The sequence below is a fragment of the Cellulomonas sp. NPDC057328 genome, assembly GCF_042667215.1.
Lineage (GTDB): Bacteria > Actinomycetota > Actinomycetes > Actinomycetales > Cellulomonadaceae > Cellulomonas.
Window position 1 is genome coordinate 1 of sequence record NZ_JBHUZW010000013.1, and the last position, 22,937, is coordinate 22,937.

A 22,937-nucleotide genomic window follows, 5' to 3' on the forward strand; every position below is an offset into this window, starting at 1 on the left:
GCGCCGCGCCCGGCCTCGGACAGCAGCGCGGCCCCCCCCCCCCCCGCGGAGGGCTTCACCCGGGCGGCCCGTCGCCCGGGCGCCGGGCCGCACGGTGGCGTCCGGGGGCGGCGGCCGGGCACGACACGGCCGGCGTGCGGCGGGTGCCCCCGGTCGGCCGGTGCACGGCGCCCGTCGCGGTTACCGTCGGCTCGTGGGGCGCGCCGCGCGCAGGACGGACGTCGAGCTCGTCGAGGACGACGACGCCGACGGACGCGCGCCCGCCGACGAGCCGCGCCCGGCGCGCGCGGCGGCCGACGACGGCGCGAACGGCCCGAGCTTTGGCTCACCGCACGACGTCACGACGGGCGCGCCGGACCCACGCTCCTCCGCATGGACCGCGCGTCGCCGCCTGTGGGGCGCCGTCGCGGCCGGCCTCGCGCTCGTCGCGGTGGCGGTCGGCGCCCAGACGGTCGTCGACGCCCGCGAGCGCGCCGAGGACGCCCGCCTCGCGTCGGTGCCGGGGGTGATCGCGCCGGTCCCGCCCGAGATCGAGGTGCTGTGGTCGGCCACCGGCGACGAGCTGCCGTACGCGGTGACGTGGCCGTGGTCGGACGCCGTCGTGGGTCTGCGGACCGCCGCGACGCAGGGTCGGGACGTGGTCGCGCTCGACCCGGCGACGGGCGCGACGCGGTGGCGCGTGCCGCTCGTCGACCCGCCGGACGAGGACGCCGCCGACGTGCGCGCCGTGGGCTCGCTGTGCGTGGCGGCCGACGACCCGCCGGCGCCGCCGTCGGCGCTGCCGGCGCGCATCGCGTGCCTCGCGTCCGACGTGTGGCAGGTGCGCCGCGCCGACGACTGGGTGCGCAGCACGCCCACGACGTCGCGCGTCGTCGTCCTCGCGACCGCGGACGGGGAGGTCGTCGCGGACGTGCCGACGGACACGGTGGCAGGCACGTTCGCCGACGCGGTCGGCGTGCTGGACGGCGTGGCGGTGGTGGCGGGCTCGCCGGCGGGCGGCGGCACGGAGGCGTGGGGCCTGGACCTGGCGACGGGTGCGGAGCTGTGGCGGGTGCCGGTGTCGGCGGGTGCGCGGGACCCGTACCCGTGGTGGCGCGCGCAGGTGGTGGTCGCGGACGGCGTCGCGGCGGTGGTGGGGCAGCGCGACGTCGTGGTCGTGGAGGCGGACGGGGCGGTGCGGCGCACGGTGCCGCGTGCCGGCGGCGACCCGGAGGTCGGTGCGGGCTTCGACGTGCGCGGCGGCCTGCGGCTGACGGACGGGTCGTCGACGACGTTCGTCCGCCCGGACGGCGACCTCGAGCTCGACGGCGCGGCGGTGTGGACGACCGTCGACGACGGCAGCGCCCCGGGCCTGCTGCTCATGACGGACGGCGACCTGCGTGCGCACGACGCGGCGACGGGCGAGCGCCGCTGGGACGTGGCGGCTGCCGAGACGTCGACGGCGGTGGTGCTGGACGGGCGCGTGCACGCCGCGACGCGCGAGGGGCTGGTGACGCTCGACGCCGCGACCGGCGAGGTGCTGTGGCGGCGTGACGGGGAGGGGTCCGGTCGGTCGGTCGGCGCGCCTGTGACGGACGGACGGGTGCTGCACGTGGCGCGCGAGGGCCGCGGCGGGGGGCGCGAGCTGGTGGCGCTCGACCCGGCGGACGGGCACGAGGTGGGCAGCGTGCCGCTGCCGGAGGGGGTGCGCGGCGTGCAGTCGGTCGGCGGGCTGCTGGTCGGCTGGGACGACGACCGGCTGTCGGTGCTGGGCGCGCGCGCCGGCTGACGCGAGGGGGCGGGGGCCGACGACGCACGACGGCCGCCGGCCACCCCGCGCGGGTGACCGGCGGCCGCGTCGCGCGCCGCGTCAGGTGCGCGTCAGCGGCGCACCCACTTCTGGTTGGCGGTGCCGCCGCAGTCCCACAGCTGCACCCGTGCGCCGTTCGCGCCGTTCCAGTCCGCGATGTCGAGGCACCGGTTCGACTGCGGGTTCACGAGGTCGCCGGCGGCGGTGAGCACCCACTGCTGCGCGGCGTTGCCGCTGCACGTCGCGACCTGCACGGGCGACCCGTTGGTGGTGCCGCCCCACACGACGTCGAGGCACTGGTCCGTGCCGACGCGCAGCGCCGTGCCGACCTGCCGCCACTGCTGCGCGGCCGTGCCGTTGCACTCCCACATCTGCACCCGGGTGCCGGCGGTGATGGCGCCGCCCGTGACGTCGAGGCACTTCCCGTTCCACCGGCTGACGAGCGCCTGCCCGGTGGGCGTGGGCGTCGTCGGCGTCCCGGGGTTCGTCGTGGTGCCGCCCGTGAAGGACGTGAGGTCGACGCGCGCGCTGCGGGGGTCGCCGTCGTGCACGAGCGACTCGAACGCGCCGACGTCGTCGAACGCGAACGCGTACGCACGGCCGTCGGCCATCGCGGCGTGCACGGCCCGGCCGTACAGGTTGGGCGGCGTGCTGCGGTAGAACTGCGCGGCGTCGAGCACCGGCTCGGTGGTGCTCGTGCCGAGCGTGCCGCGGAACAGCGCGGCGCACAGGGTGCGGGCGATCGGCCCGACGACCTGGTCGTTCGGCGCGTGCAGCGCGCCGTCGCAGCCCCACACGTCCGACGACGAGGGACGCTGGAACGCCGCGACCTCACGGCCGGACGTGTCGGTGAACCGCATCGTCGTGCCGGACGTGCGGCCGGTGTACCGGACCTCGGGTCGGTCGCCGAACGGCTGCACCGTGAGGGTGCGCGAGGTGTAGGCGTTCCACGCCGAGGCGATGTACCCGTCGAGGAACGTCGTGCTCATGAGGCCGGCGCTCGCCGCCTTGCCGGGCGCGAGCACGCGCAGCACGGTGCCGTCGGCGCGCGTGACGACGCTGCGCGCCCACGCGGGGTCGGCGCGCAGGGCGTCGATGATCTGCTGGCGGCCGTTCGCGACCAGGCGGCCGGTGGTCCGCGTCTGGCCGGACGCGCCGGTGACGCTGACGGAGTGCGGCACGGCGAACATGTCGACCTGCGAGCTGTTCAGCCACAGGCCGGCGTCGTTGTAGGTGAGCTCGCTCCAGTCGAACAGGATGTCGCGCGTCGGGTCGCCGCCCGCCCACGGCGCGGGCTGCACGAGCCCGTCCGGCGTGAGCGAGAACGGCAGCTTCTGCCCGAACGAGAAGTAGATGCGGCCCGAGAAGCCGCGCGGCACCTGCACGGTGACCGCGCCGCCGTTCGACGGGCCGGCGATGGCGCTGTCCGGCGCCGGCGACGGCGGGTTGGACCCGGCCGGCCACTGCCGGAACGTGCCGCCGGCGTCGACCCAGCCGAGCCGGCCGGTCGCCAGGTTGGTGCCGAGCACGTGCACGTACACCTGCTCACCGCGGCCCGAGCTGTTCGCGACCGTGATCGGCAGCCGGTCCGGCCCGACCGCGGCCGCCGGTGCGGCCGCCCCCATGACACAGAGTGCTCCCGCGACCAGCGCGGTGAGCCACGTCCGTAGCTGACGCATCGAATGTCGTCCCTTCGCCCCCCGGTGGGCCCGCGCGCCTCGCTGCTCGCGGGTGCGGGCGCGCGACACGGCGCGCCCGGACGCCCGGTGCGCGACCTCTCCGCCGCACACCGTCGGGCAATTAGTAAGCGACCCTGACATATGCGACGGCAGGCGCGCGTCGCCCGAAGGTGTGGTTGTTTTCGCGTTATCGCACTGGAGTCATGGGACGTCTTGTGGGACGTCAGCCGGACCGGCGGGCGCGGGACCGGACGAGGGCCTGCAGCGCGTCGACCGTCGTGGACGCGTCCGTCGCGCTCACGTCGTCGCGCCACCGCCGGTGGACGTCGTCGAACGCCCGCGCGCCCACGGCGACCGCCTCGCGGCCGCGTTCGGTGACGTGCAGGTGCTTGCGGCGCGCGTCCGCGGCGTCGGGCGCGCGGTCGACGTAGCCGAGCCCTTCGAGGGTCGCGATCGTCTTCGCGGCGGCCTGCCGGGTCACGCCCAGCGCACGCGCGAGGTCCGCGGCACTGTCCGCGCCGGCGTCGATCGCCTGCATGGCGAACTCGTTCGCCACCGTCAGCCCGGGGTGGCCGGCGCGACCGAGCTCGGCCGCCACCTCGTCGACCATCGCCTCGAAGGCACCGAGCAGGAGCCGGGCGAGCTGCGCACCCTCCGACGTCGTCACGGCCCGACGCTACCGCGAGTCGGAGTATTGACAACCGGGTTGCCCGTTCGTAGGTTGACAACCTAGTTGTCTATATCGAGGAGACTCCGATGCACACTTCTGTCACACCGGCCGGCGCCACCATCCCCGGCGCCCGCCACCGCACCACGGACGTCAACGGCACGACGCTGCACCACGTCACCGTGGGCACGTCCGGGGACCCGGTGCTGCTCGTCCACGGCTTCCCGGAGTCCTGGTGGGTGTTCCATCGCCTCATCCCGCTCCTCGCCGAGCGGCACCGCGTCGTCGCCGTCGACCTGCGCGGCTTCGGCGACTCGGCGGTCGCCGGGGCGGACTTCAGCAGCGCCGTCGCCGCCGAGGACCTCCACGCGCTCATCGGTGCACTCGACCTCGGGCCCGTGCACCTCGTCGGGCAGGACATCGCCGGCGGCACCCTCTACCGGCTGGCAGGCGACCACCCCGGCGACGTCCGGAGCCTGACCGCGATCGAGATGGGCCTCGCCGGCTTCGGCCTCGAGGGCTTCGCCGACGTGACGCGCGGCGGCTCCTGGCACATCGGCGTGCTCGCCGCACCGGGCATCGCGCGGCTCCTCCTCACCGGCCGCGAGCGCGAGCTGCTCGGTGAGTGGGCGTTCCCGTCGATGACCGTCGTCCCCGGGGCCGTCGACGACGCCGACGTGGCCGAGCTCGCCCGCACCTTCGCGCGCGACGGCGGCTGGGAGGGCGCGGCCGGGCTCTACCGGTCGATGCTCACCGAGGGCGACGAGTTCCGCGCCCGGGCGCACACGCCGCTGGCGATCCCGGCCCTCGCCGTCGGCGGCTCCGGCGGACCGTTCACCGCCGCGACGCTCGCACAGGTCGTCCGCGGGCCGGTGCGGGCGGTGGAGCTCGACGGCGTCGGCCACCACGTCGCCCTCGAGGCGCCTGATCGCCTGGCCGCGGCGCTCCTCGACTTCCTGGCGTCGCTCTGACGTCGCGGCCGCCGGCGCACGCGTGCGGGCAGCCACCGCCGACCTCGTCACCCCGGCGCTCACCTCGTCACACCTGCCTGACGAGGTCGGCGCGGGTGTGACGAGGTCGGCGTGCTGGTGCGGGCGGTTGTCGTCGTCGAAGCCGCACGGGCGACGCCGCGGACCGGCGTTCGTCGAGTCGCCCCGCCTGCGCCCGTCACCCGGCACACTGCCCTCGTGTCGGACGGCGGGAGCGGCAGGGGCGACCGGTCGCCGGCGGCCGGCAGGCTCGCCCGCCTGTCCGGTGGAGTCGTGGCGGTCCTCTGCACCATCGGGCTCGTCCTCGTCGTCACCGTCATCGTCGTGCTCCCGGGGGACATGCGCCTGCACGACCTCGCGGTCGACCTGCAGGCGAGGGGCACGTCCGCCCAGGTGGCGGAGGTGACGTCGGACGGCCGCATCGTCTTCACCACGGCCGACGGCCGGCGCGTCGACGCCCGGGTCGCGACGAGCGGCGAGCCCCCCGTGCTGGAGGCCGGCACGCCGGTGGTCTACCTGTCCTCCGACCCGACGACCGTCATGGCCGCCTCAGAGCTCGACTACTACCTGCATGAGGCGGTGCCCGGCGGGGTGTCGATGTTCGTGCTCGGGGTGACGCCGTGCCTCCTCACCGCGGGCGCGTGGGCGCTCACCCGGCGTCACCCGTGGTGGGACGACGTGACGCGCCTCCTGCCCGACCTGCCCTGACCCGTGGGCGTGGATGCCGCCGGACGCGCGTCCGCGGGGCGGGCGCGGCGAACGGGTGGACCTGGTCCGAGGTCCCCCCACCCCTCCACTAGGCTCACCGCGCCCCCCACCCCCGCCTGGAGGCCGCACGCCCGTGGACCGCAACCTCGTGTACGTCTTCGACGTCGCGGGCGCCGACGCCGGGCGCCTCGACGACGAGCCGACGGTCCGCCGCTGCCTCGACGCGGTGGTCCGCCGCGCGGGCCTGACGCCGGTCGGCGCGGACGCCGCGCACCGGTTCACGCCGCAGGGGCTGAGCGTCGCGGTGATCCTCGCGGAGTCGCACGTCGCGGTGCACACGTGGCCCGAGCGCGGCACGGCGTACGTCACGCTGACGACGTGCCGGCGCCCCGACGGCGACGACTTCGCCGACGCCACGCGCGCCGAGCTGGCCGACGTCCTCGGGGCCGCCCGCGTCGACGTCCGCGCACTGGTCTGAGGCGCGGCATGGCACGTCACCAGGCACGCATGAAGCTCGGGCAGGCCCTCGTGGGGTCGCCGCCGTGGCGGTCGATGCCGCACGGCGTCGTCGTCTACGCGGAGAAGGACCGCGAGGACGGCCGGTGGTACCACTGGGAGGAGTGGGAGCTCCTCGGCTACACGAACCTCGACTACTGGGTGGAGTACGACCACGACACCCGCAAGGTCACGCTGTACTGGCCGGAGGACGTGCCGGAGCGCCTCGACCCGGAGCAGCTGCGCACCGGCCAGCAGGTGACGGCGACGGTCGACGGCCGGCCGCAGCAGCTGCGCGTCGGCGAGGTCGGCGCGGGGACCATCCGTGACCTCGAGGGCTCGTTCACGTACGACCTGCAGAAGGGCCAGAAGGTCGCGTACGCCGAGCTGCACGGCGACGGCTTCGTGCTGTCCGTGGAGAAGTTCCACGAGCGCGTCCTCGACGTCTACCGCGGCCGCGAGCTCGACGCGAAGGCGCAGAAGGACCACTTCGGCAAGGTGGTCGCGCCGCGCCGGCGCCGCGGCTGGGTGCTCGGCGCGTTCGTCGCCGTGATCCTCCTCAGCAACCTCGCGGGCGCCTGCTCGCCCGACACCCGCACCGACTGCACGCCCCGCAGCCTCGCGACCGCGCCGCCCGCCGGCAGCACGGTCGTCTCCGAGGACGCGGACCAGATCTGCTACCGCCGCCCGGTCACCGGGGTCGGCGGGCTCGGCAAGTAACCCCTCCACCGGACCCGGGAGACACCCATGGCCCTCGACGAGCTGCTGTCCACGATCGTGTACGCGGTGATCGGCATCGTGCTGCTGCTGATCACCGTGGTCGTCGTCAACAAGCTGTTCCGCCTCGACCTGCACCGCGAGCTCGTCGACGAGCACAACGTCGCGTTCGGCGTCGTCATCGCCGGCCTGGCGATCGCGATCGGCGTGATCGTCGCGGGGACGATCACCTCCTGACCGTGGACGACGGCACGGCCCGGGACGGCGCCGCGACGACGGTCGTCGACGCCCCCGGCGGCGCACCCGGCGCACCCGACGCGCCGGGACCCCGCGGCGCGCGCCGCGGCGACCGCCCGACCGTGTTCGCGGCGGCGCTGCTCGTCGCCGTCGGCGGGATCGTCTACGAGCTGATCCTCGGCACGGCCGCCTCCAGCCTGTTCGGCGACTCCGTCGTCGCGTTCTCGCTGGCGACGGGCGTGACGATGTTCGGGATGGGCGTCGGCTCGCTGCTGGCGGTCCGCCTCGCGCGCTCCCCCGGGCGCGCGTTCGTGCGCAACGAGCTGCTGCTCGGGGTGCTGGGCGGCGCGTCGGTGCTGCTGCTGTTCTGGGCGTACGCCGTGACCGACCTCGCGTGGGTCGTGTTCACGCTGCTGTCGCTGCTCATCGGCGTCGGCATCGGCGTCGAGATCCCGCTGCTCGTGGCGCTGCTCAAGGAGCACGGTCGCGACGAGTCGGTGTCGCTCCTGTCGAAGGTGCTCGCGCTCGACTACCTCGGCGCCCTGGCGGCGTCGTTGCTGTTCCCGTTCCTGCTGCTGCCGACGCTCGGCCTGGTGCGCACGGCGTTCGCGGTGGCGCTGCTCAACGTGCTCGTCGCGCTGTTCATGCTGGGGCGGATGGGCTGGCCGGTGCGCCTGACGTGGCCGACGGCGGCCGTGTCGGTGCTGCTCGTGGCGGGGCTCGTCACGGCGACGGCCCTGGAGGACGCGATCAACACGCGCCTGTACGTCGACCCGGTGCTGCACTACGAGCAGAGCGCGTACCAGAAGCTCGTCGTGACGTCGTACCAGGGAGACACCCGCCTGTACCTGAACGACCAGCTGCAGTTCTCGTCGGTCGACGAGGCGCGGTACCACGAGACCCTCGCGCACACGGCCCTGACGTCGGTCGCGGCACCGACGTCGGTCGCGGTGCTCGGCGGCGGCGACGGGCTGCTGGCGCGCGAGGTGCTGCGGTACCCGTCCGTGCGTGAGGTCGTCGTCGTCGACCTCGACCCCGCGATGACGGACCTCGGCCGGCACGACCGGCTGGTCAGCGACCTCAACGGCCACGCGTTCGACGACCCGCGCGTCGAGGTGGTCAACGCCGACGCGTTCACGTGGCTGCGCGGCACCGACCGCACGTTCGACGCGGTGCTCGTGGACCTCGTCGACCCGTCGAACGAGCGCATCGCGAAGCTGTACTCGTCGCCGTTCTACGCGATGGTCGCGGCGCACCTGCGCCCGGGCGGGGTGATGAGCACGCAGGCGACGTCGACGTACTTCACGCCGGGCGCCTTCTGGCAGGTGGTCGCGACGATGCGGGACGGCGCACCCGGGCGGACGGTGCTGCCGCTGGGGGTCAACGTGCCGTCGTTCGGCGAGTGGGGCTTCGCCCTGTCGCTGCCCGGCGACGGGTCGCAGGCGTTCGCGGCGACGCCCCTGCCCGACGGCCTGCGCTTCCACGACGCCGCGTCGCTGGCGGCGACGACGCGCCTGCCGGCGGACACGCCCGCACGCGACGTCCCGCCGTCCACCCTGCTCTCGCCGACGATCCACCGCACCTACCAGCAGGACATGGCGCGCTGGCGGTACTGACCGCCGGCCGGTCACCGCGCGGGACGCGCGCGACCGCAATAGCGTCGGCTCGTCCGGCGACCGCCGGCACCTGCACCAGGAGGACAGGCGATGGGTCTCTTCGGCCGCCGCACACCGCCCGCCACGCGCCGTCCGAGCACCGAGGTGACGCGCGTGGGATCACCCGCCGTACCACCGGTCCGCACCGACGAGCGCGCCGCCGACGAGCGGCGCACGCCCGGCCTGTGGTCGGACGGCTTCGGCCGCGTCGGCACCCGGTCGCTGCAGGTGCTCGCCGTCGTCGCCGTGATCACCGTGTTCGGCTTCGTCGTGACGCGCCTGACGCTCGTCGTCATCCCCGTCCTGATCGCGCTCGTGCTCGCAGCGGCGATCTCGCCGCTCGTGTCGTTCCTGCGCCGGCGCGGCATGCCGTCGCTGCTGGCGACGTGGGTGGCGCTGATCGCGCTCATCGCGCTGCTGTCGCTGATCCTCTGGCTCGTCGTGCGCGCGGTCGCGAACCAGTGGGGCGAGCTGCGCGACCAGGCCCTGGAGGGCTTCGACTCGCTGCAGACGTACGTGCAGGACCTGCCGTTCGACATCTCCGACGAGCAGATCGCGTCGGTGCGCGAGTCCGCCGTGAGCCTGCTGCAGTCCGACGCCGTCGGCACCGGCGCGATCGCGGGCGTCTCGCAGACCGCCGACTTCGTCGCCGGCTTCTTCATCATGATCGTCGTGCTGTTCTTCTTCCTGAAGGACGGCCCGGCGATGTGGGAGTTCCTGCTGCGGCCCTTCGAGGGCCACCGCTACGAGCGCGGCCGCCGCGTCGGTGACGCGACCATCCGCACCCTCGGCGGCTACATCCGCGGCACAGCCATCGTGGCGCTCGTCGACGCGGTCTTCATCGGCATCGGCCTGGCGATCGTGGGCGTGCCGCTGGTGATCCCGCTGTCGGTGCTGGTGTTCCTGCTCGCGTTCATCCCGCTGGTCGGCGCGACGCTCGCGGGCATCCTGGCCGCCCTCGTCACGCTGGTGGCGGTCGGGCCCGTCGAGGCGCTGATCGTCATCGCGATCGTCGTCGTGGTGAACCAGGTCGAGGGCGACTTCCTGCAGCCGATCGTCATGGGCCGCGCGCTGCGCCTGCACCCGCTGGTCATCCTGTTCGCGCTGACCGCGGGCACCGTGCTCGTCGGCATCACGGGCGCGGTGCTGGCGGTGCCGATCGCCGCGGCGATCTGGCGCTCCGTCCAGGTGTGGGACGGGCCCGAGCTCGCGGCGCGGTTCGCGCGGAAGAAGCGTCCCGAGACGGTCTGACGCGTCGGCTCTGGCTCGGGCCGGCGCGGGGCCTCAGCGTCCGGCCCGCGCCGCCCACACGACGAGCGGCCACTGCAGCGGCAGGCGCGCGAGCGTCACGACGACGCGGACCACGCGCGCGGGCGTCCGCCGCCGCCGCACCGCACGGGCCGCGTCCACCGCCATCTGCACGTTGGCCGGGTAGACGCCGACGAGCAGCGCCGCCGCGGCAGGACCGGCCAGGCGCCGCGTCCGCGGGTGCAGCATCCCCGCCGCGCACACGAGCTCCGCGACGCCGGACCACACGACGAGCGCCCGCGGGGACGGCAGCGCGCGCGGGATCGTCGGCTCGAACACCTGCGGCCGCAGGAGGTGCACCGTGCCGGAGACGGCGAACGCGGCGACGAGGCCGCGAGCGCCGCGGCCGAGGGGCGTGGGGGCGTGTGCCGGGGTCACCGCCCGATCCTCCGCCGCGGGACGCCCCGGCGCACGGGCGACCCGTCCCCCGCACGGGTGCGGGAGCGGTCCGGGCGTGTCGGCACGGCAGACGGGATCTTCTCCACGGCCGTACGCACGCCGTGCGCACACGATGCGTACGGCCGCAGAAGTGATCCCCTCACCGCGTCGACACGCCTGCACGACACGCCGACCCCGGACCCGTCAGCAGATGGATCCGGGCGCGACCCGCCTCAGAACGCGTACCGGACCCGGCACTCCGGCAGGCGCTGCGCGATCAGGTCGGTGAGCGCACCGACGTACCGGCCCTTGTCGCCCGTGCGGTAGCGGACGTTCCAGCCGCCGGTCTGCGAGCGCTTCGGCTGCTGCAGGTCGGGGCGCCACAGCACCTGCTCGGCCTTCGGGTGCCAGCCGAGGTTGACCTCGTGCAGGGCCTGGTTGTGCGTCAGCATGATGACCTCGCACGCGAGCTGCGCCTTCGCGCGCGGCCCGATGCCGTCCGCGACCTGGTCGAGCAGCTCCGCCCAGTCCTCGAGCCAGCCGTCGTGCACGATCACCGGCGAGAAGTTGAGGTGCACCTCGTAGCCGGCCTCGACGAAGTCGTCGATCGCGGCGATGCGGTCGGCGATCCGGTCGGTGCGGACGTCCACGAGCTTCGAGATGCGCTCGGGCATGAGCGAGAACCGCACGCGGGTGCGGCCCTGCGGGTCCCAGTCGAGCAGGTCGCGGTTGACATGCTTCGTCGCGAACGAGGCCTTCGCGGTGGGCAGGCCGCGGAAGAGGTCGACGAGGTCGCGCACGTTGTCGCTGACCGTCGCGTCGACCGAGCAGTCGCTGTTCTCGCCGATGTCGTAGACCCACGCGTGCGGGTCGCACTGGTTGGGCTCCGTCTTGACGCCCTGCTTCGCGACGTGCCGGCGGAGGTACCCGGTGATGCGGTCGATGTTCGCGAACACCGTGATCGGGTTGCTGTAGCCCTTGCGCCGCGGCACGTAGCAGTACGCGCACGCCATGGCGCAGCCGTTCGCGGTCGACGGCGCGACGAAGTCCGACGAGCGGCCGTTCGGCCGGGCGGCCAGCGACTTCTTCACGCCGAGCACGAGCGCCTCGGTCTTGATGCGCACCCAGCGGTCGACGTTCGTCTCGTCGCCGTGCAGCTCGGGGATGTTCCAGTGCGACGCGACCTCGACGCGCTCGGCGTCGGGCCAGCGGGCCAGCACCTCCTGCCCGCGGGGCAGCGCCGCCGCCTCGGGCTCGACGTAGATGCGGCGGACGTCCAGGAGGGAGCGCGGGCGTGCCGGCACGGGGGTCGACACGGTGGTCGTCGACGAGGCGGTGGGCGGGACGGACAGCGGCGTTGTCGTCACACCGGTAGAACGCCGGGATGAGGCCTGGTCGTCCCATCTGGTCCTGAAGGAGGGTGTGACACGGCGCACCACCGGGCGACGATGGCGGCATGACGACGAACCTGCCGCCCCGCTCGCGCGTCCTGGCCGCCCTCGTCACGGGCGCGGCCACCACCGCCTACTACGCCAGCCCCGACGTCATCCGCTCGCGCACCGCGCGCGGCTGGGTCAAGGGGGCGCTCGCCGCCGCCAGCGTCGCCGCCAGCATCCCCGACATGCGCGCGATGATCGCCGCCCGCAAGCAGAAGGACGCCGCGCCGACCGGCGCACTCCGCCTGGACGGCACCGACCTGCCCGACGCCACGGGCCTCGACGCCACCGACGTGGTCTACCGCGCCGTCGACGAGAACCGCACGGCCGACGACGGCGCGCCGGCACCGCGCGACCTCCGGCCCGCGCTCGTCGGCGGCCTGGTCGTCGGCTCCCTGGCGCTGTCGACCGTCGGCACCGTCGCGTTCGAGCGGTGGGTCTTCCGCCGCGGCGAGCGGCTGCTGGCCGAGGGCCGCCCGCTCGCGCACACGCGCGCCGCGCTCGTCCTGGGTGCGCTCATGACGGCGCTCACGCTGATCCCGCAGGAGGACGACTGACCGCGCGCGCAGGGAGGCCCTCGGGACCGGGGTGACCGGTCCCGAGGGCCTCCGCCGCTCAGCCGTGGTGCGTCAGGCGTGGTCGCTCACCGTGCGGTGGCGCGACCCCGTCAGCGGTAGGTCTCGACCTCGGCGATGCGCGGCGTGCCCGACGCGCCCGTGATCTCGATGTTGACCTTCTTCAGCGAGACCGCCGGGAACGTCACCGTCCCGCCGTTGCCGCCGGTGCCGAGCACGGCGCCCGTGTCGTTGTTGACGACGCGGAAGCTCGTGATGCTGCCGCCGCCGGAGGCCGTGCGGACCACGACGGACGAGATGGTCGTCGCGGAGCCCCACTTCACGGACACGCGACCTGTCGAGCCGCTGGGCGACCAGTACGTCGAGAGGTTGCCGTCGACGACGTTGCCGTAGCTCGTGCCGCCGCCCTTGCCGGAGCCGTCGGCGCCCGCGCCGAGGCTGAGGTTCGTCCCGCCCGGCTGGGGCGCCGGCGTGGTCGGGTTCGGCCCGGGCGTCGTCGGGTTCGGCGCCGGGGTGGTGGGGTTCGGCGCCGGGGTGGTCGGGTTCGGGGACGGCGTCTGCGGGGAGCAGGAGCCGTCCGAGACACGCAGGCCGGTGTTCGCACCGGCGGTGGCCCGCACGAGGGCGGGCACGCAGCTCGCGCCGTCGAGGCGGTACGAGTACGGCACGCTCACGGTCGTCGTCGACGCCATGCCGGGACCGGCCGGACGCGTGTCGCCGCCGGGGCTCGACCACGTGACGTTGTCGAGGATGTTGCCGGCCGTCTGCCACTCGCCGCGCTCGGACGTGTAGAACGTGCCGAGCACGTCCTTCGAGTCCTCGAAGTAGTTGTTCTCGACCTTCGCCCGCGCGCCGGCGCGCGAGTTGATGCCGGACTCGTTGAGGTTGACGTAGTAGTTGTTGTAGATGTGCGCGAGGCCGCCGCGCAGCAGCGGGGTGCGCGAGTCGATGTTCGAGTACAGGTTGTGGTGGAACGTGATCTTGTCGTTCCCCGTGTCGCTCTCGCTGGAGCCGATGAGCCCGCCGCGGCCGGAGTTGCGCAGGATCGAGTAGGACAGCGTCACGTTCTCGACGTCGTTCTTCATGTCGAACAGGCCGTCGTAGCCCTCCGACTCGCCGCCGGACGCCTCCAGCGTCACGTGGTCCACCCACACGTTGCGGACCGTGCTCTCCATGCCGATCGCGTCGCCGCCGTTGGAGGTCGGAGAGCCCGACTTCTTCACGTTCTTGACGGTGACGTTCTGGATGATGATGTTGCTCGAGTCGCGGATGTGGATGCCGATCTGGTCGAACGTCGCACCCGAGCCGACGCCCTCGATCGTCACGTTGCTGATGCCCTTGAGCTCGATCACGCCGGCGGCCGTGCTGCAGCCGCTGCCCGACACCTTCGCGGTGTTGCCGACCGTGATGGTGCCCGACACCTGGATGGTGATCGGCGTGCTCGTGCTGGGACGGGCGCACAGCGCCTCGTGGATCGCGGTGCCCGTGGACGCCCGCACGGTCTGCCCGCCGGCGCCGCCGGTCGTGCCACCGTTCTGCGAGGCGAAGCCGGTCGCGCTGCCGGTGACGGCGTGCGCCGCGGGGGCGGCGAGCGCGGTCACCCCGGCCGCCGCCACGAGCGCGAGCGAGGCCCCGGCCGCGAGCGACCTCAGGGCTGTGGGTCGAGTCATCGTCGTCGTCTCACCTTCGTCGTTGAAGTGGGGACTGCACCGGCACGGCGCCGATCGGCGCTCGGTAACCGGTTTCTCGACCGTAGGAGACCGCTTTCCCGATCCGCAAGGGCCAGTTTGGGCGGTGAAACGCTTCGTACATCGGCTCGCGCGGCTTCTGCACACGGGGGACGCGTCGACACGGCCGCTCCGGCGAGGACGACGCTCGCGGAGATCGGTCGACCGCGGCACAGCCCCGCGAGCGCTACGCAGGGAGCGCTCGGCCGCCGCATCCATGCAGATATTCCTTGCAGTCAGGTACCACTATTAGCTGCAGTCGAAAACCGCCCGGAAGCGACCGAGGGCGCGGAGCTCGCGCCATCGGACCCGCCCGCAGACGCGCCCGTCGCCAGGCCGGCAGCGGGCGCAAGCGCGTCAGACTCCCTGGAGGAGTGCGCGTCCGCGTCCGAGATCGCGGCCTGGACGCGGTCCGCGGCGTCGTGTACGCGTACGTGCTCCCAGATCCGCAGCACGCCCCAACCGGCCTCCGTGAGCACACGGTCGGTGTCTGCGTCGCGAGCCGCGTTGGCGGCAAGCTTGCGGGCCCACCACTCGCCGTTCGACCTCGGCGCCGTGCCGTGGTCGGGGCAGCCGTGCCAGAAGCATCCGTCCACGAAGACAGCCAGCCGTCGGCGGGTGAACGCGATGTCGATGGTCCGCCGGTTGTTGCCGGGCACCTTCATGACGACCCTGAACCGCAGGCCACGTCGATGAAGCTCGCGGCGCAGCAGCATCTCAGGAGCGGTGTCTCGCCGGCGCGCGCTCGACATCCGTCGCGACACCGCCTCCGACGACGAGCCTGGGTGCGTCGGCACCGCGAAACCGGCCATGCGCGCCTCCGGGCTTGTCGGTGGTCGATGTTGAGATCTGCGACGTCGTACCACGAGCGAAGCACAGGGCACCTCGTGAGATCGAGGAGGTCGTCGTGCGGAGGTGGGACCGTCGCGCCGCCGTACCGACAGCTGAAGGATCAGCTAAGCTGAGCCCCGTGGCCGCCTCTTCCGTGCCCGCGTTCCGGTACGCGGACCTGTTCGCAGGCATCGGCGGCTTCCACGCGATGCTCGACCACGCCGGTGGCCGCTGCGTCTACGTCTCGGAGATCGATCGCGAGGCGCGCGCGACCTACGTGCGGAACTGGGTCGACCCCCTGCCGGAGCAGGATCGTCCCGTCGTCAACGAGGACATCCGACGAGACACCGCCGAGGGACGCCCGGTCGGCGTGCCGGCGCACGACGTGCTCGCCGCGGGCTTCCCGTGCCAACCCTTCTCGAAGTCTGGGCACCAGCGGGGGATGGAGGAGGCCCGGGGCACGCTGTTCTGGAACATCGCGCGGGTGCTGGAGGCGACCACGCCCTCGGTGGTTCTCCTCGAGAACGTCCGCAACATCGCCGGCCCGCGTCACGCGCACGAGTGGGACATCATCATCCGCACCCTGCGGGAGATCGGGTACCGGGTGTCCGCGCAACCGACCGTCTTCTCCCCTCACCTTCTCCCTCCCTGGCGCGGTGGCACCCCCCAGGTGCGGGACCGTGTCTTCATCCTCGGTACCTTCATCGGCCCCCGACGGGTCCGGGAAGAGCTGGCCGCAGGGGAGGAGCCGGCGCGGACGGTCACGCGCACACCGGTGGACGGATGGTCCGTCGACAGCTGGCGGACCGACTGGATCATGGATCCCGACGAGTCCATCGGCGACATCTTCCGCTACCGCCTGGATGCCGACGAGACCGCGTGGATCGACGCGTGGGAAGACCTGGTGCAGCGGATGCGCCGTCGGACCGGTCTGCGGCTGCCGGGCTTCCCCCTGTGGGCTGACGCGTGGGTGCCCGAGCGGACGCTGACCGCCGACGAGATGGATCACCATCCCGTCTGGAAGCAGAGGATCCTGCTCAAGAACGCGCGCTTCTACGACGACAACCGTTCGGTCGTCGACGACTGGCGAGGCGGGCACCCTGAGTTCCAGCGGTTCCCGACGTCCCGCCGGAAGCTGGAGTGGCAGGCACGGCACGCGACGTCGTTGTGGGACACCGTCATGCACTTCCGTCCGTCCGGCATCCGGGCGAAGGACGCGACCTACCTCCCCGCCCTGGTGGCGATCAACCAGACGTCCGTCCACGGACCCCGACGCCGACGCATCACGCCCCACGAGGCGGCTCGCCTCCAGGGCTTCCCGGGCTCCTTCACCCTCGGCGACCAACGGGACTCCGCGTCGTACAAGCAGGTCGGCAACGGGGTCGCGGTCGGAGCGGCGTGGCACGTGTTCCGCGAGCACGTCCTGCGCGACGCGGCCGACCTTCCCGCCGCGCTGGTCGAGAGCGTCCGAGGCGCACGGCTCACGCCGCCGACGAGCGTGTCGGTCAGGACGGACCTGCGTCTCGTCGACGGTCTACCCGTCTCCGCGTAGGAGTCTCCGGAGGTTCACGCCTGCTTGGTCGGCAGGTGGGCTCGGGCAGTGATGGCGCGCGCGATCTGACGCAAGCCGCTGACGGGGTTGACGTCGCCCCGGACACGGCGCGGGAGGCGCACGGTGAACTCGACCGTCGACGCGTCCACGTGGGTCGCGCCTGCCAGGCTGGCACTGTCCAGGACGTGGATGTCGTCGTCACCCATGTCGTACAGCCTCTCGAAGCGCACCTCGAACGGCTGGAGGAAGCGTGGGAGCTGGCTGTCGGACGCATGGTCGTAGCCGAGTCCGGCGTCGCCCCCGTACTGCCGGACGCGTGTGAGGAGCTGGTCCACGACCGCCTCGGTGACACCCGCGCCGTGCGCCCGTGCCACCACGGAGTCGACCAGGCCGGGCAGTGTGAACCCTCCCGTGGCCCCTCGCCCCAGCCAGCGGATCCCGAGGCTGAGCAGGTAGAGCGCCGACTCAGGTGTTCCGTCCACCGACGTGCCCGGCTCCACCTGGTGGACCCCGGTGACGTGGTGCACCGAGTCGCTCGCGGTCGTCGTCTTCACCTCGACGCCGACGTCCCCGAGCTGGAAGTCCCGGGACGACGGGGCGCTCCCCTTCCATGCGTCGAGGACATCCGGCACCGCGCCCGGCGTGACGACGTTCAGCAAGGCATCGAGCACGAGGAGCTCGCCGGCGAGCCCGACGATCGCGGCGTCACCGATCGCCGCTCTGCGCAGGGCCAGCGCGACCACCGGTTCGGTCCGGGCGAACGCCGACTGCGTGTCGCGAGCGACCCCGTGCCGCACCAGCTCGGTGCACACCAGTGCCGCCACCCCGTCGAAGTGGGCGTCCGCCGGGAAGACGACGCGAGACGCGTCGAAGACGGACCCGTCGGACGCCGCCCACGAGTGATGGACCAGGTTGTCGCGGACGACACGCGTCGAGGCGACGAGCTCGGCACCGACCACGAAGACCTCGACACGCCCGTGCTCGTCACGCGCCAACGCGACGTGACGCCCGTCGTCGGCCCAGACGAGCTCGCGCGCATCGTGCGAGCCCGCGCGCCCGAGACCCTCCAGGCGGTCACGGAGGCGTTCGAAGAAGGCGTCGACCGGGCTGTCAGGCATCGATGCCGCCGACGGTCGCTGCCACGTGGTCGGGTCCGCCGAGGGGGATGTTGAGCCCGACCGCGAGGGACACACGGCCCTCACCGCGGTCGATCAGGTGGAAGAGGACGAGTCCGTCGCTGCCTTCCGGCCTCGCCCCACTTGTGGTCACCACCGGATCGAGGCCGAGCATCCGTGCGTCGAAGAACTCGTCGCCGAAGTGGCGTCCGCCGTCGGCGTTGCGTGAGCCCCAGGCGGAGCCCACCTCGTTCTTCCCGGACAGCGCCCGCGCCATCGGCCGGACCTGGAACGGAAGGGCGCCGAGCGGGCCGCCGTCCAGCACAGCTCCGTTGCCGAACCGCAGACCGATGTGGAACCGCGGCGCTCGACGCCGTCGCCCTTCGAGGTCCACGAGACTCCACAGGACCGGCGGCTCGTCGGTGGTCACCATCCCGGGCACGCGGCGGTCGAGGCACGCCGCCCACGTGCGCAGGTACGCGGCTATCGCGTACGGCGACGCATTGCCGAGCTCGACGCCGCCCTCGACAGAGGGCGCGCGGTACAGGGGGTACGTGCGGTCCGCTTCGGTCAGCTCGGCGTGGTTCCCGACCGAGGCCCATCTGCTGGCCTCGGGCCCCGCCGGCCCTGGGCCGTGGTCGTCGTACGACAACCGGTCGAGCAGGTCGGCCGTCGCGACCAGGTCGAGCGGCTCGGCGAGCAGGAGACCTTGGCGCCGGAGCTGGTCCTCCACCTCGACGACGGGCGAGGAGAAGACGTCGGCCATGAGTGCCGTGTTGGCGTCCGCGACGGCCGCGGGAGTGAGGTGCCGGACGAAGGGACGCGCCCCCGGGAAGAGCGAGACACCACGGACGTTCGCGATCTTGCCGGTGGCGCGGAACGCGCGACCTTGCAGGACCTCGACGTCGGGGAGAGCCGCGTCGCCGGACATCGCGACGAGCACGTCACGGCGCAGCGCCTCGTCGTTCTCGTGGAAGGCCGTGAAGAGATCGACCTGCTCGCGGTTCATGAAGACCCGGCACAGGTCGATCATGTCGCCCCGGTAGCCGAACCAACGCTGCATCTGCATCTGGGTGTCGGCCAACGGGTTGCTCGACGATCGGGTGAAGAGCGTCGTGCTGAGCCCCTCGAGCGTCAGGCCTCTCGCCATGACGTTCCCTGACACGAAGATGGTGGAGAGGTTGCGAGGAGCGCGCCACCCGTCGTCCGTGCGGCGCGGCGAGAAGTCGGGCCGGTCGTCCGCCTGCTCGTCGCTGTTGATCACGGCCACCGCGGTGCCCGGGATGACCTCCTCCACCAGCAGGCGGCGGATCTCCTCCCACCGGTCGGGAGTGGGTACCGCGAACACGTCCCACGCGCCCAACGCGTCTGCGCACACGCCGGACGACCGTGCGTACTCCTCGAGCCACCTGCGCCACCGGTCGGGTGACTCGTCGAGGTCAGCCGTCAACCGCCCGGCGTCGAGATAGCGCCCCTCAGCCTCATGGACGACGTCGAGGGGCTCGTCCGCGTCGCGGGACGACCAGGCGAGCAGGCGGTGCGCGGCCTCGAAGTGACCTTCCTTCGTCGACGTCGGATGCACCAGCATCGACATCGGGGGCAACGCCTTCGCCTGGTCCTGGTCGGCGAACACCGTCTCGCGGGCGGTCCGAGGGCCGAAGGGCACTCCCAGGCGCTCGATGCGGGCCGCGCACGCGACGAGGTAGGCGCGCACCGCGTCACGCAGGACCTCGTCGGCATCTTCCTCGTCGACGGCCACGCAGAGCGGCACGGAGGCGAGCGTCTTGTAGAAGATCTCGCCGCCGGTGTACCACCCGCGCGGGCCCTCCGGTACCCGGAACGAGGAGCTCCGCTCCTCGACCACCCCGTCGGGCCCGGGCGTCCGGAGGCTGGCGACGAAGTCCCGCGGCGCCAACGGGTTGGACGGATCCTGGAGGAAGTTCGCCTGAGGGGTGGCCGTGTACGCCACGTAGGTGGCGTACACGTGAGGGGCGCGTGTCTCGCCGGGCGTCGACCGGCTCTCCCACAGGTCCAGGATGCGCAGCGGGACCTGCTTGCGTCGGGCGAAGTCCCACTCGTCGCCGGCCTCCGCCGCCGCGTCGACGACCGACGAGTCGTCGGCCTCGTCGTCGATGACGAGGACGTGGAACGGTCGACCGGCCTCCACACCCGCCTCGTACAGGTCGGCGAGCGCCGTCGACATCTGCTCGAGGTGCGCGACGTTCTTCATGACGACGGCGATCAACGGTCGCTGCTTCGCGACGAGGCGCCGGGCTCGCGGCAGCGGCAGGGCGTAGAAGTCGGCAGGGGTCCCGCCTCCGGCTGCAAGGAGGTCCGCCCGCGGCATCAGCTCGCGCCGACGATCACGCCTCTCGAGCGTGTCCAGCTGCCGTCGGAGACGCTCGAAGGTCTGCGCCCACAGCGCCGTCCGCGTCCCTCCGAGGATCACCAGCGCGTCGACGCCGCGGTCGAGGGCCTTGGCGGCGACCGCCATCATTGACGCCGTCTTGCCGGACTGGACCGCCCCCATGACGAGGCCTCGACGCTCCCGCGACGCCGGCCACCGGGCGTCACCGGGTTGACCGCTGCCGAAGATCCCCCGCTCCACGACGTGCTCGGCGTCGATCTCCAGGACCTCACGGCTCCGGGTACCGATACCAGAGGCGACGAGGGCGGCCTCGTACGCCGACCACCAGGTCTGCTCCGCCGGTGCGTCGACCCGCCGGACATGCTCGAGCTCGAGCCGGTGCTTCGCGGTCATGCTCTTCTTGCGACGTCGAGCAGGGCCTGGAGCCCCGACTCGCCGAAACGGTCGGCGATCTGCCGGTGCGCATCCCCAGGGTCGATGTCGAGGATCTCGAGCAGGTCGCCGACGACGCGCGCGATGAAACGCCACTGCTCCCTCGACTGCGTCTTCGTGGGACGCGACCAGCGAGCGGACGCGTCACGGATGTCGTGAGCCACCTCGTCGACGCGGTCGTCGAGGTCGTCCCCGACGACCGCACGCGCCGCGCACAGACCGATGATCGAGGCGACGAGCTGGAGCTCCTGCCACTTGCCCCGGCCCTGCGCGTTGCGGAACGACTGCGCCCACATGTCCGCGGCTGCGCCCGCGTGCGCGTCGATCCCGTGGTCCAGCAGGAGCATCGCGTCCTTGACCGCCTGAACGGATCGCAGGCGGTCCGTCGGCTGCTGCGCCACCCGCTCGAGCAGGGCGTTCACCTGGCTCGCGGTGGACCTCGTCTCCGGCTTGTCCTTGTCCAGGAAGAGCACGGAGGCGACCCACGACAGCAGCTTCGTGCGCTTGTACCCGGCTCGACCGAAGCCGTAGCGGTCGAGCGTCTGGGACGTCGAGGACAGGTCGGTCCAGTCGTCCGTGAGGAACGGCGCGATCTCGGCGACGTCGTCGGCGTCGCCGGCCGTCACCAGCAGCGCCTTCATGAGGTCGAGGCGGTGGTACTGCGCGTTCCGGATCTCTTCGGCGTTCAGGTGCTTGCCCTGCTTGTTGTAGAGCTTGAAGACCTCATGGATCTGGTCGGTCGTCACCTTCGTGTAGACGATGACGGGCACCTGGTAGTCGGACTGCAGCTCGAAGACCTCGAGTACCGAGTGCGGCACGCCGACGACGCTGATCCGCTCGTTGCGGATCTGCGAGTAGTACTTCCCACGGAACTTCGCCAGCTCGCCGCCGAGCGCCCTGACCTCGCCGGCGCGCAGGGGGAACGGGAAGTAGTTGTCCCGCTCCACCTGGGCGGTGAGCCGCACGGTCTCGTGCTGCTTCCACAGCTTCTTGAAAGCCGGGTAGTCCTCCTGGAAGGTCCGGACCAGGTCGGGGCCCGGCTCAGACCATTCCGACGCCTTCCGCCGCACGAGAGCGAGCGCCTTCGGGTGGCGTCCGACGAACCGCAGGATCGACGTCAGCCGCTGCTTGCCGTCGACGACCTCGTACACCGTTCCTTGCTCGTTGCTCATCTCCAGGAGGATCACCGACGGCAGCGGGACGCCGCGGAGCACGGACTCGATGAGCATCTGGGCGTCCTGCGTCGGCCACACGTCCGCCCGCTGGTAGGAGGGGCTCAGGTTGAGCTGCCCGCTCGAGGCGTAGTAGGCGAACTGCGTGATCGACCACGTCTTCGCCTGGGCGTGGATGGGGCCTCCACCCTCTCCCTCCTCGTCCTCGACGACCTCTTCCCACGCGTCGCTCCACCGCTGCGTCGCCGTGGTGCGCGTCGCCCCGCCCTCGGCGGCCAGCTCCATCTCCTCGTCGAACGCCTCTCGGAGAGCGACCGCGCGCTCCAGCCTCTCGACGAGCCGGGGGAGGAGCGTCGCCATGTGGGTCCGGTCGTGCCCGTCCTCGAGCAGCAGACCGTCCGCCAGGCTGGCGTCGAAGGCGTCCGACGACGCGGTGTCGAGCGGCGCGGGAAGCTGCAGCCAGTCCTGGACCATCGCCAGCCTGCCGCGCCATGCGCCGCCGTCACCGAACGACACCATGTCGGCCGTGATTCTCTCGGGGGCGGGGCGGACTCCCTCGGGCACCTCACCGGGCCGGCTCAGCTGCGCGATGAGCTCCGACGCGTTCTGCTCGTGCTCGGTGAGATCAGGGGTCAAGGCTTCGTTCTCCTGTTCAGCCTGCGGCCCACGCGGTGCGGGCGGCAGAGTCATCAGCGTCTCGATCGTCCGCGGCGATCCCTGCCGGGAGTCCACCAACCGGGCGACGGCTGCGTCGACGAGCCGGTTCAGCCCCGTGAGCGTGATCGAGTCGCCACGGGAGAAGCACGCCTCATCCCAGACCACGCCGAGCTGCGCGGCGATCATCGCCCCGCACTCGGGCTTGCCTGCCGCTGCGCTGACGTCGAGACCGATCGCCGACCCGAGCGCCTCGAGCGCCGCTCGCTTCTCCTTGCTCCCCGGCCCGAGTGGCTCGACCTCCTGACCGGCGAGGAAGTACATGCGGGCGACGGCCTCGGCCTTGGACGTCGCGCTCGCGTAGACCGCCACACGTGCCTCCTCGAACAGCATCCCGACAACCATCGGAAGTTACTTCACGCGGGTTGAGGACCGGCGTCGGCGCGCGTGCAG

The 22,937-nt window shown here is 72.8% G+C and carries 19 protein-coding genes; 10 read left to right on the plus strand and 9 right to left on the minus strand.

Annotation, left to right across the window (positions count from 1 at the left end; translation table 11 throughout):
* Positions 1–193: 193 nt before the first annotated feature.
* The gene (locus ACFUMH_RS04190) at positions 194–1,768 is read left to right on the plus strand and encodes a PQQ-binding-like beta-propeller repeat protein (protein ID WP_378200867.1); all 1,575 of its coding nucleotides are present in this window, start codon (positions 194–196) and stop codon (positions 1,766–1,768) included.
* Positions 1,769–1,860: 92 nt separating this feature from the next.
* Here ACFUMH_RS04190 and ACFUMH_RS04195 read toward each other — a convergent pair whose 3' ends face one another.
* Together ACFUMH_RS04195 and ACFUMH_RS04200 are read right to left on the minus strand one after the other, a co-directional pair.
* On the minus strand, positions 1,861–3,468 hold the full coding sequence (locus ACFUMH_RS04195; protein ID WP_378200870.1) for a beta-1,3-glucanase family protein: 1,608 nt from the start codon (positions 3,466–3,468) through the stop codon (positions 1,861–1,863).
* 223 nt (positions 3,469–3,691) lie between these two features.
* Positions 3,692–4,135, minus strand: a complete 444-nt coding sequence (locus tag ACFUMH_RS04200; RefSeq protein WP_378200873.1) for a MarR family winged helix-turn-helix transcriptional regulator — start codon at positions 4,133–4,135, stop codon at positions 3,692–3,694.
* An 89-nt stretch (positions 4,136–4,224) separates the two neighbouring features.
* Between ACFUMH_RS04200 and ACFUMH_RS04205 the strand changes: the two genes are divergently transcribed.
* From ACFUMH_RS04205 to ACFUMH_RS04235, 7 genes are all read left to right on the plus strand, one after another.
* The gene (locus tag ACFUMH_RS04205; protein ID WP_378200876.1) at positions 4,225–5,106 is read left to right on the plus strand and encodes an alpha/beta fold hydrolase; all 882 of its coding nucleotides are present in this window, start codon (positions 4,225–4,227) and stop codon (positions 5,104–5,106) included.
* Between the two features lie 291 nt (positions 5,107–5,397).
* A complete protein-coding gene (locus tag ACFUMH_RS04210) occupies positions 5,398–5,832 on the plus strand; it encodes a hypothetical protein (RefSeq protein WP_378200879.1) in 435 nt (144 codons plus the stop codon).
* Between the two features lie 133 nt (positions 5,833–5,965).
* Positions 5,966–6,310: an S-adenosylmethionine decarboxylase family protein gene (locus ACFUMH_RS04215; RefSeq protein WP_378200882.1), complete on the plus strand. Its 345-nt coding sequence runs from the start codon at positions 5,966–5,968 to the stop codon at positions 6,308–6,310.
* 29 nt (positions 6,311–6,339) lie between these two features.
* Positions 6,340–7,047, plus strand: coding sequence for a hypothetical protein (locus tag ACFUMH_RS04220; protein WP_378200885.1), 708 nt, complete (start codon positions 6,340–6,342; stop codon positions 7,045–7,047).
* Positions 7,048–7,074: 27 nt separating this feature from the next.
* Positions 7,075–7,281, plus strand: a complete 207-nt coding sequence (locus tag ACFUMH_RS04225) for a DUF350 domain-containing protein (RefSeq protein ID WP_378200888.1) — start codon at positions 7,075–7,077, stop codon at positions 7,279–7,281.
* Positions 7,282–7,283: 2 nt separating this feature from the next.
* The gene (locus ACFUMH_RS04230) at positions 7,284–8,897 is read left to right on the plus strand and encodes a polyamine aminopropyltransferase (RefSeq protein ID WP_378200891.1); all 1,614 of its coding nucleotides are present in this window, start codon (positions 7,284–7,286) and stop codon (positions 8,895–8,897) included.
* A 153-nt stretch (positions 8,898–9,050) separates the two neighbouring features.
* Complete coding sequence (locus tag ACFUMH_RS04235) at positions 9,051–10,187, plus strand: AI-2E family transporter (RefSeq protein ID WP_378200894.1); 1,137 nt, start codon at positions 9,051–9,053, stop codon at positions 10,185–10,187.
* Between the two features lie 33 nt (positions 10,188–10,220).
* Here the strand turns inward: ACFUMH_RS04235 and ACFUMH_RS04240 are convergent, their stop codons facing one another.
* A complete protein-coding gene (locus tag ACFUMH_RS04240; RefSeq protein ID WP_378200896.1) occupies positions 10,221–10,622 on the minus strand; it encodes a DoxX family protein in 402 nt (133 codons plus the stop codon).
* 233 nt (positions 10,623–10,855) lie between these two features.
* Positions 10,856–11,938, minus strand: a complete 1,083-nt coding sequence (locus tag ACFUMH_RS04245; RefSeq protein ID WP_378200899.1) for a spore photoproduct lyase family protein — start codon at positions 11,936–11,938, stop codon at positions 10,856–10,858.
* A gap of 140 nt (positions 11,939–12,078) precedes the next feature.
* Here ACFUMH_RS04245 and ACFUMH_RS04250 point away from each other — a divergent pair, with 140 nt between their 5' ends.
* Positions 12,079–12,615, plus strand: a complete 537-nt coding sequence (locus ACFUMH_RS04250; protein WP_378200902.1) for a hypothetical protein — start codon at positions 12,079–12,081, stop codon at positions 12,613–12,615.
* Positions 12,616–12,725: 110 nt separating this feature from the next.
* Here the strand turns inward: ACFUMH_RS04250 and ACFUMH_RS04255 are convergent, their stop codons facing one another.
* A complete protein-coding gene (locus tag ACFUMH_RS04255) occupies positions 12,726–14,303 on the minus strand; it encodes a polysaccharide lyase family 1 protein (protein ID WP_378200904.1) in 1,578 nt (525 codons plus the stop codon).
* Between the two features lie 293 nt (positions 14,304–14,596).
* Positions 14,597–15,172: a very short patch repair endonuclease gene (locus ACFUMH_RS04260; protein ID WP_378200907.1), complete on the minus strand. Its 576-nt coding sequence runs from the start codon at positions 15,170–15,172 to the stop codon at positions 14,597–14,599.
* A 20-nt stretch (positions 15,173–15,192) separates the two neighbouring features.
* On the opposite strand from ACFUMH_RS04260, the gene ACFUMH_RS04265 reads away from it, so the two are divergent.
* Positions 15,193–16,743, plus strand: a complete 1,551-nt coding sequence (locus ACFUMH_RS04265) for a DNA cytosine methyltransferase (RefSeq protein WP_378200993.1) — start codon at positions 15,193–15,195, stop codon at positions 16,741–16,743.
* Positions 16,744–16,757: 14 nt separating this feature from the next.
* Here ACFUMH_RS04265 and ACFUMH_RS04270 read toward each other — a convergent pair whose 3' ends face one another.
* The 3 genes from ACFUMH_RS04270 to ACFUMH_RS04280 form a co-directional block, all read right to left on the minus strand.
* A complete protein-coding gene (locus ACFUMH_RS04270) occupies positions 16,758–17,555 on the minus strand; it encodes a PD-(D/E)XK motif protein (RefSeq protein WP_378200910.1) in 798 nt (265 codons plus the stop codon).
* Between the two features lie 298 nt (positions 17,556–17,853).
* Positions 17,854–20,619 (minus strand): Z1 domain-containing protein, encoded by a 2,766-nt coding sequence (locus tag ACFUMH_RS04275; RefSeq protein WP_378200913.1) that lies wholly within the window; start codon positions 20,617–20,619, stop codon positions 17,854–17,856.
* Positions 20,616–22,877 carry a DUF262 domain-containing protein gene (locus ACFUMH_RS04280; RefSeq protein WP_378200916.1) on the minus strand — a complete coding sequence of 754 codons (2,262 nt, stop codon included), beginning with the start codon at positions 22,875–22,877 and terminating at the stop codon, positions 20,616–20,618. The genes ACFUMH_RS04275 and ACFUMH_RS04280 overlap by 4 nt, the downstream gene beginning before the upstream one ends.
* Positions 22,878–22,937 lie beyond the last annotated feature (60 nt).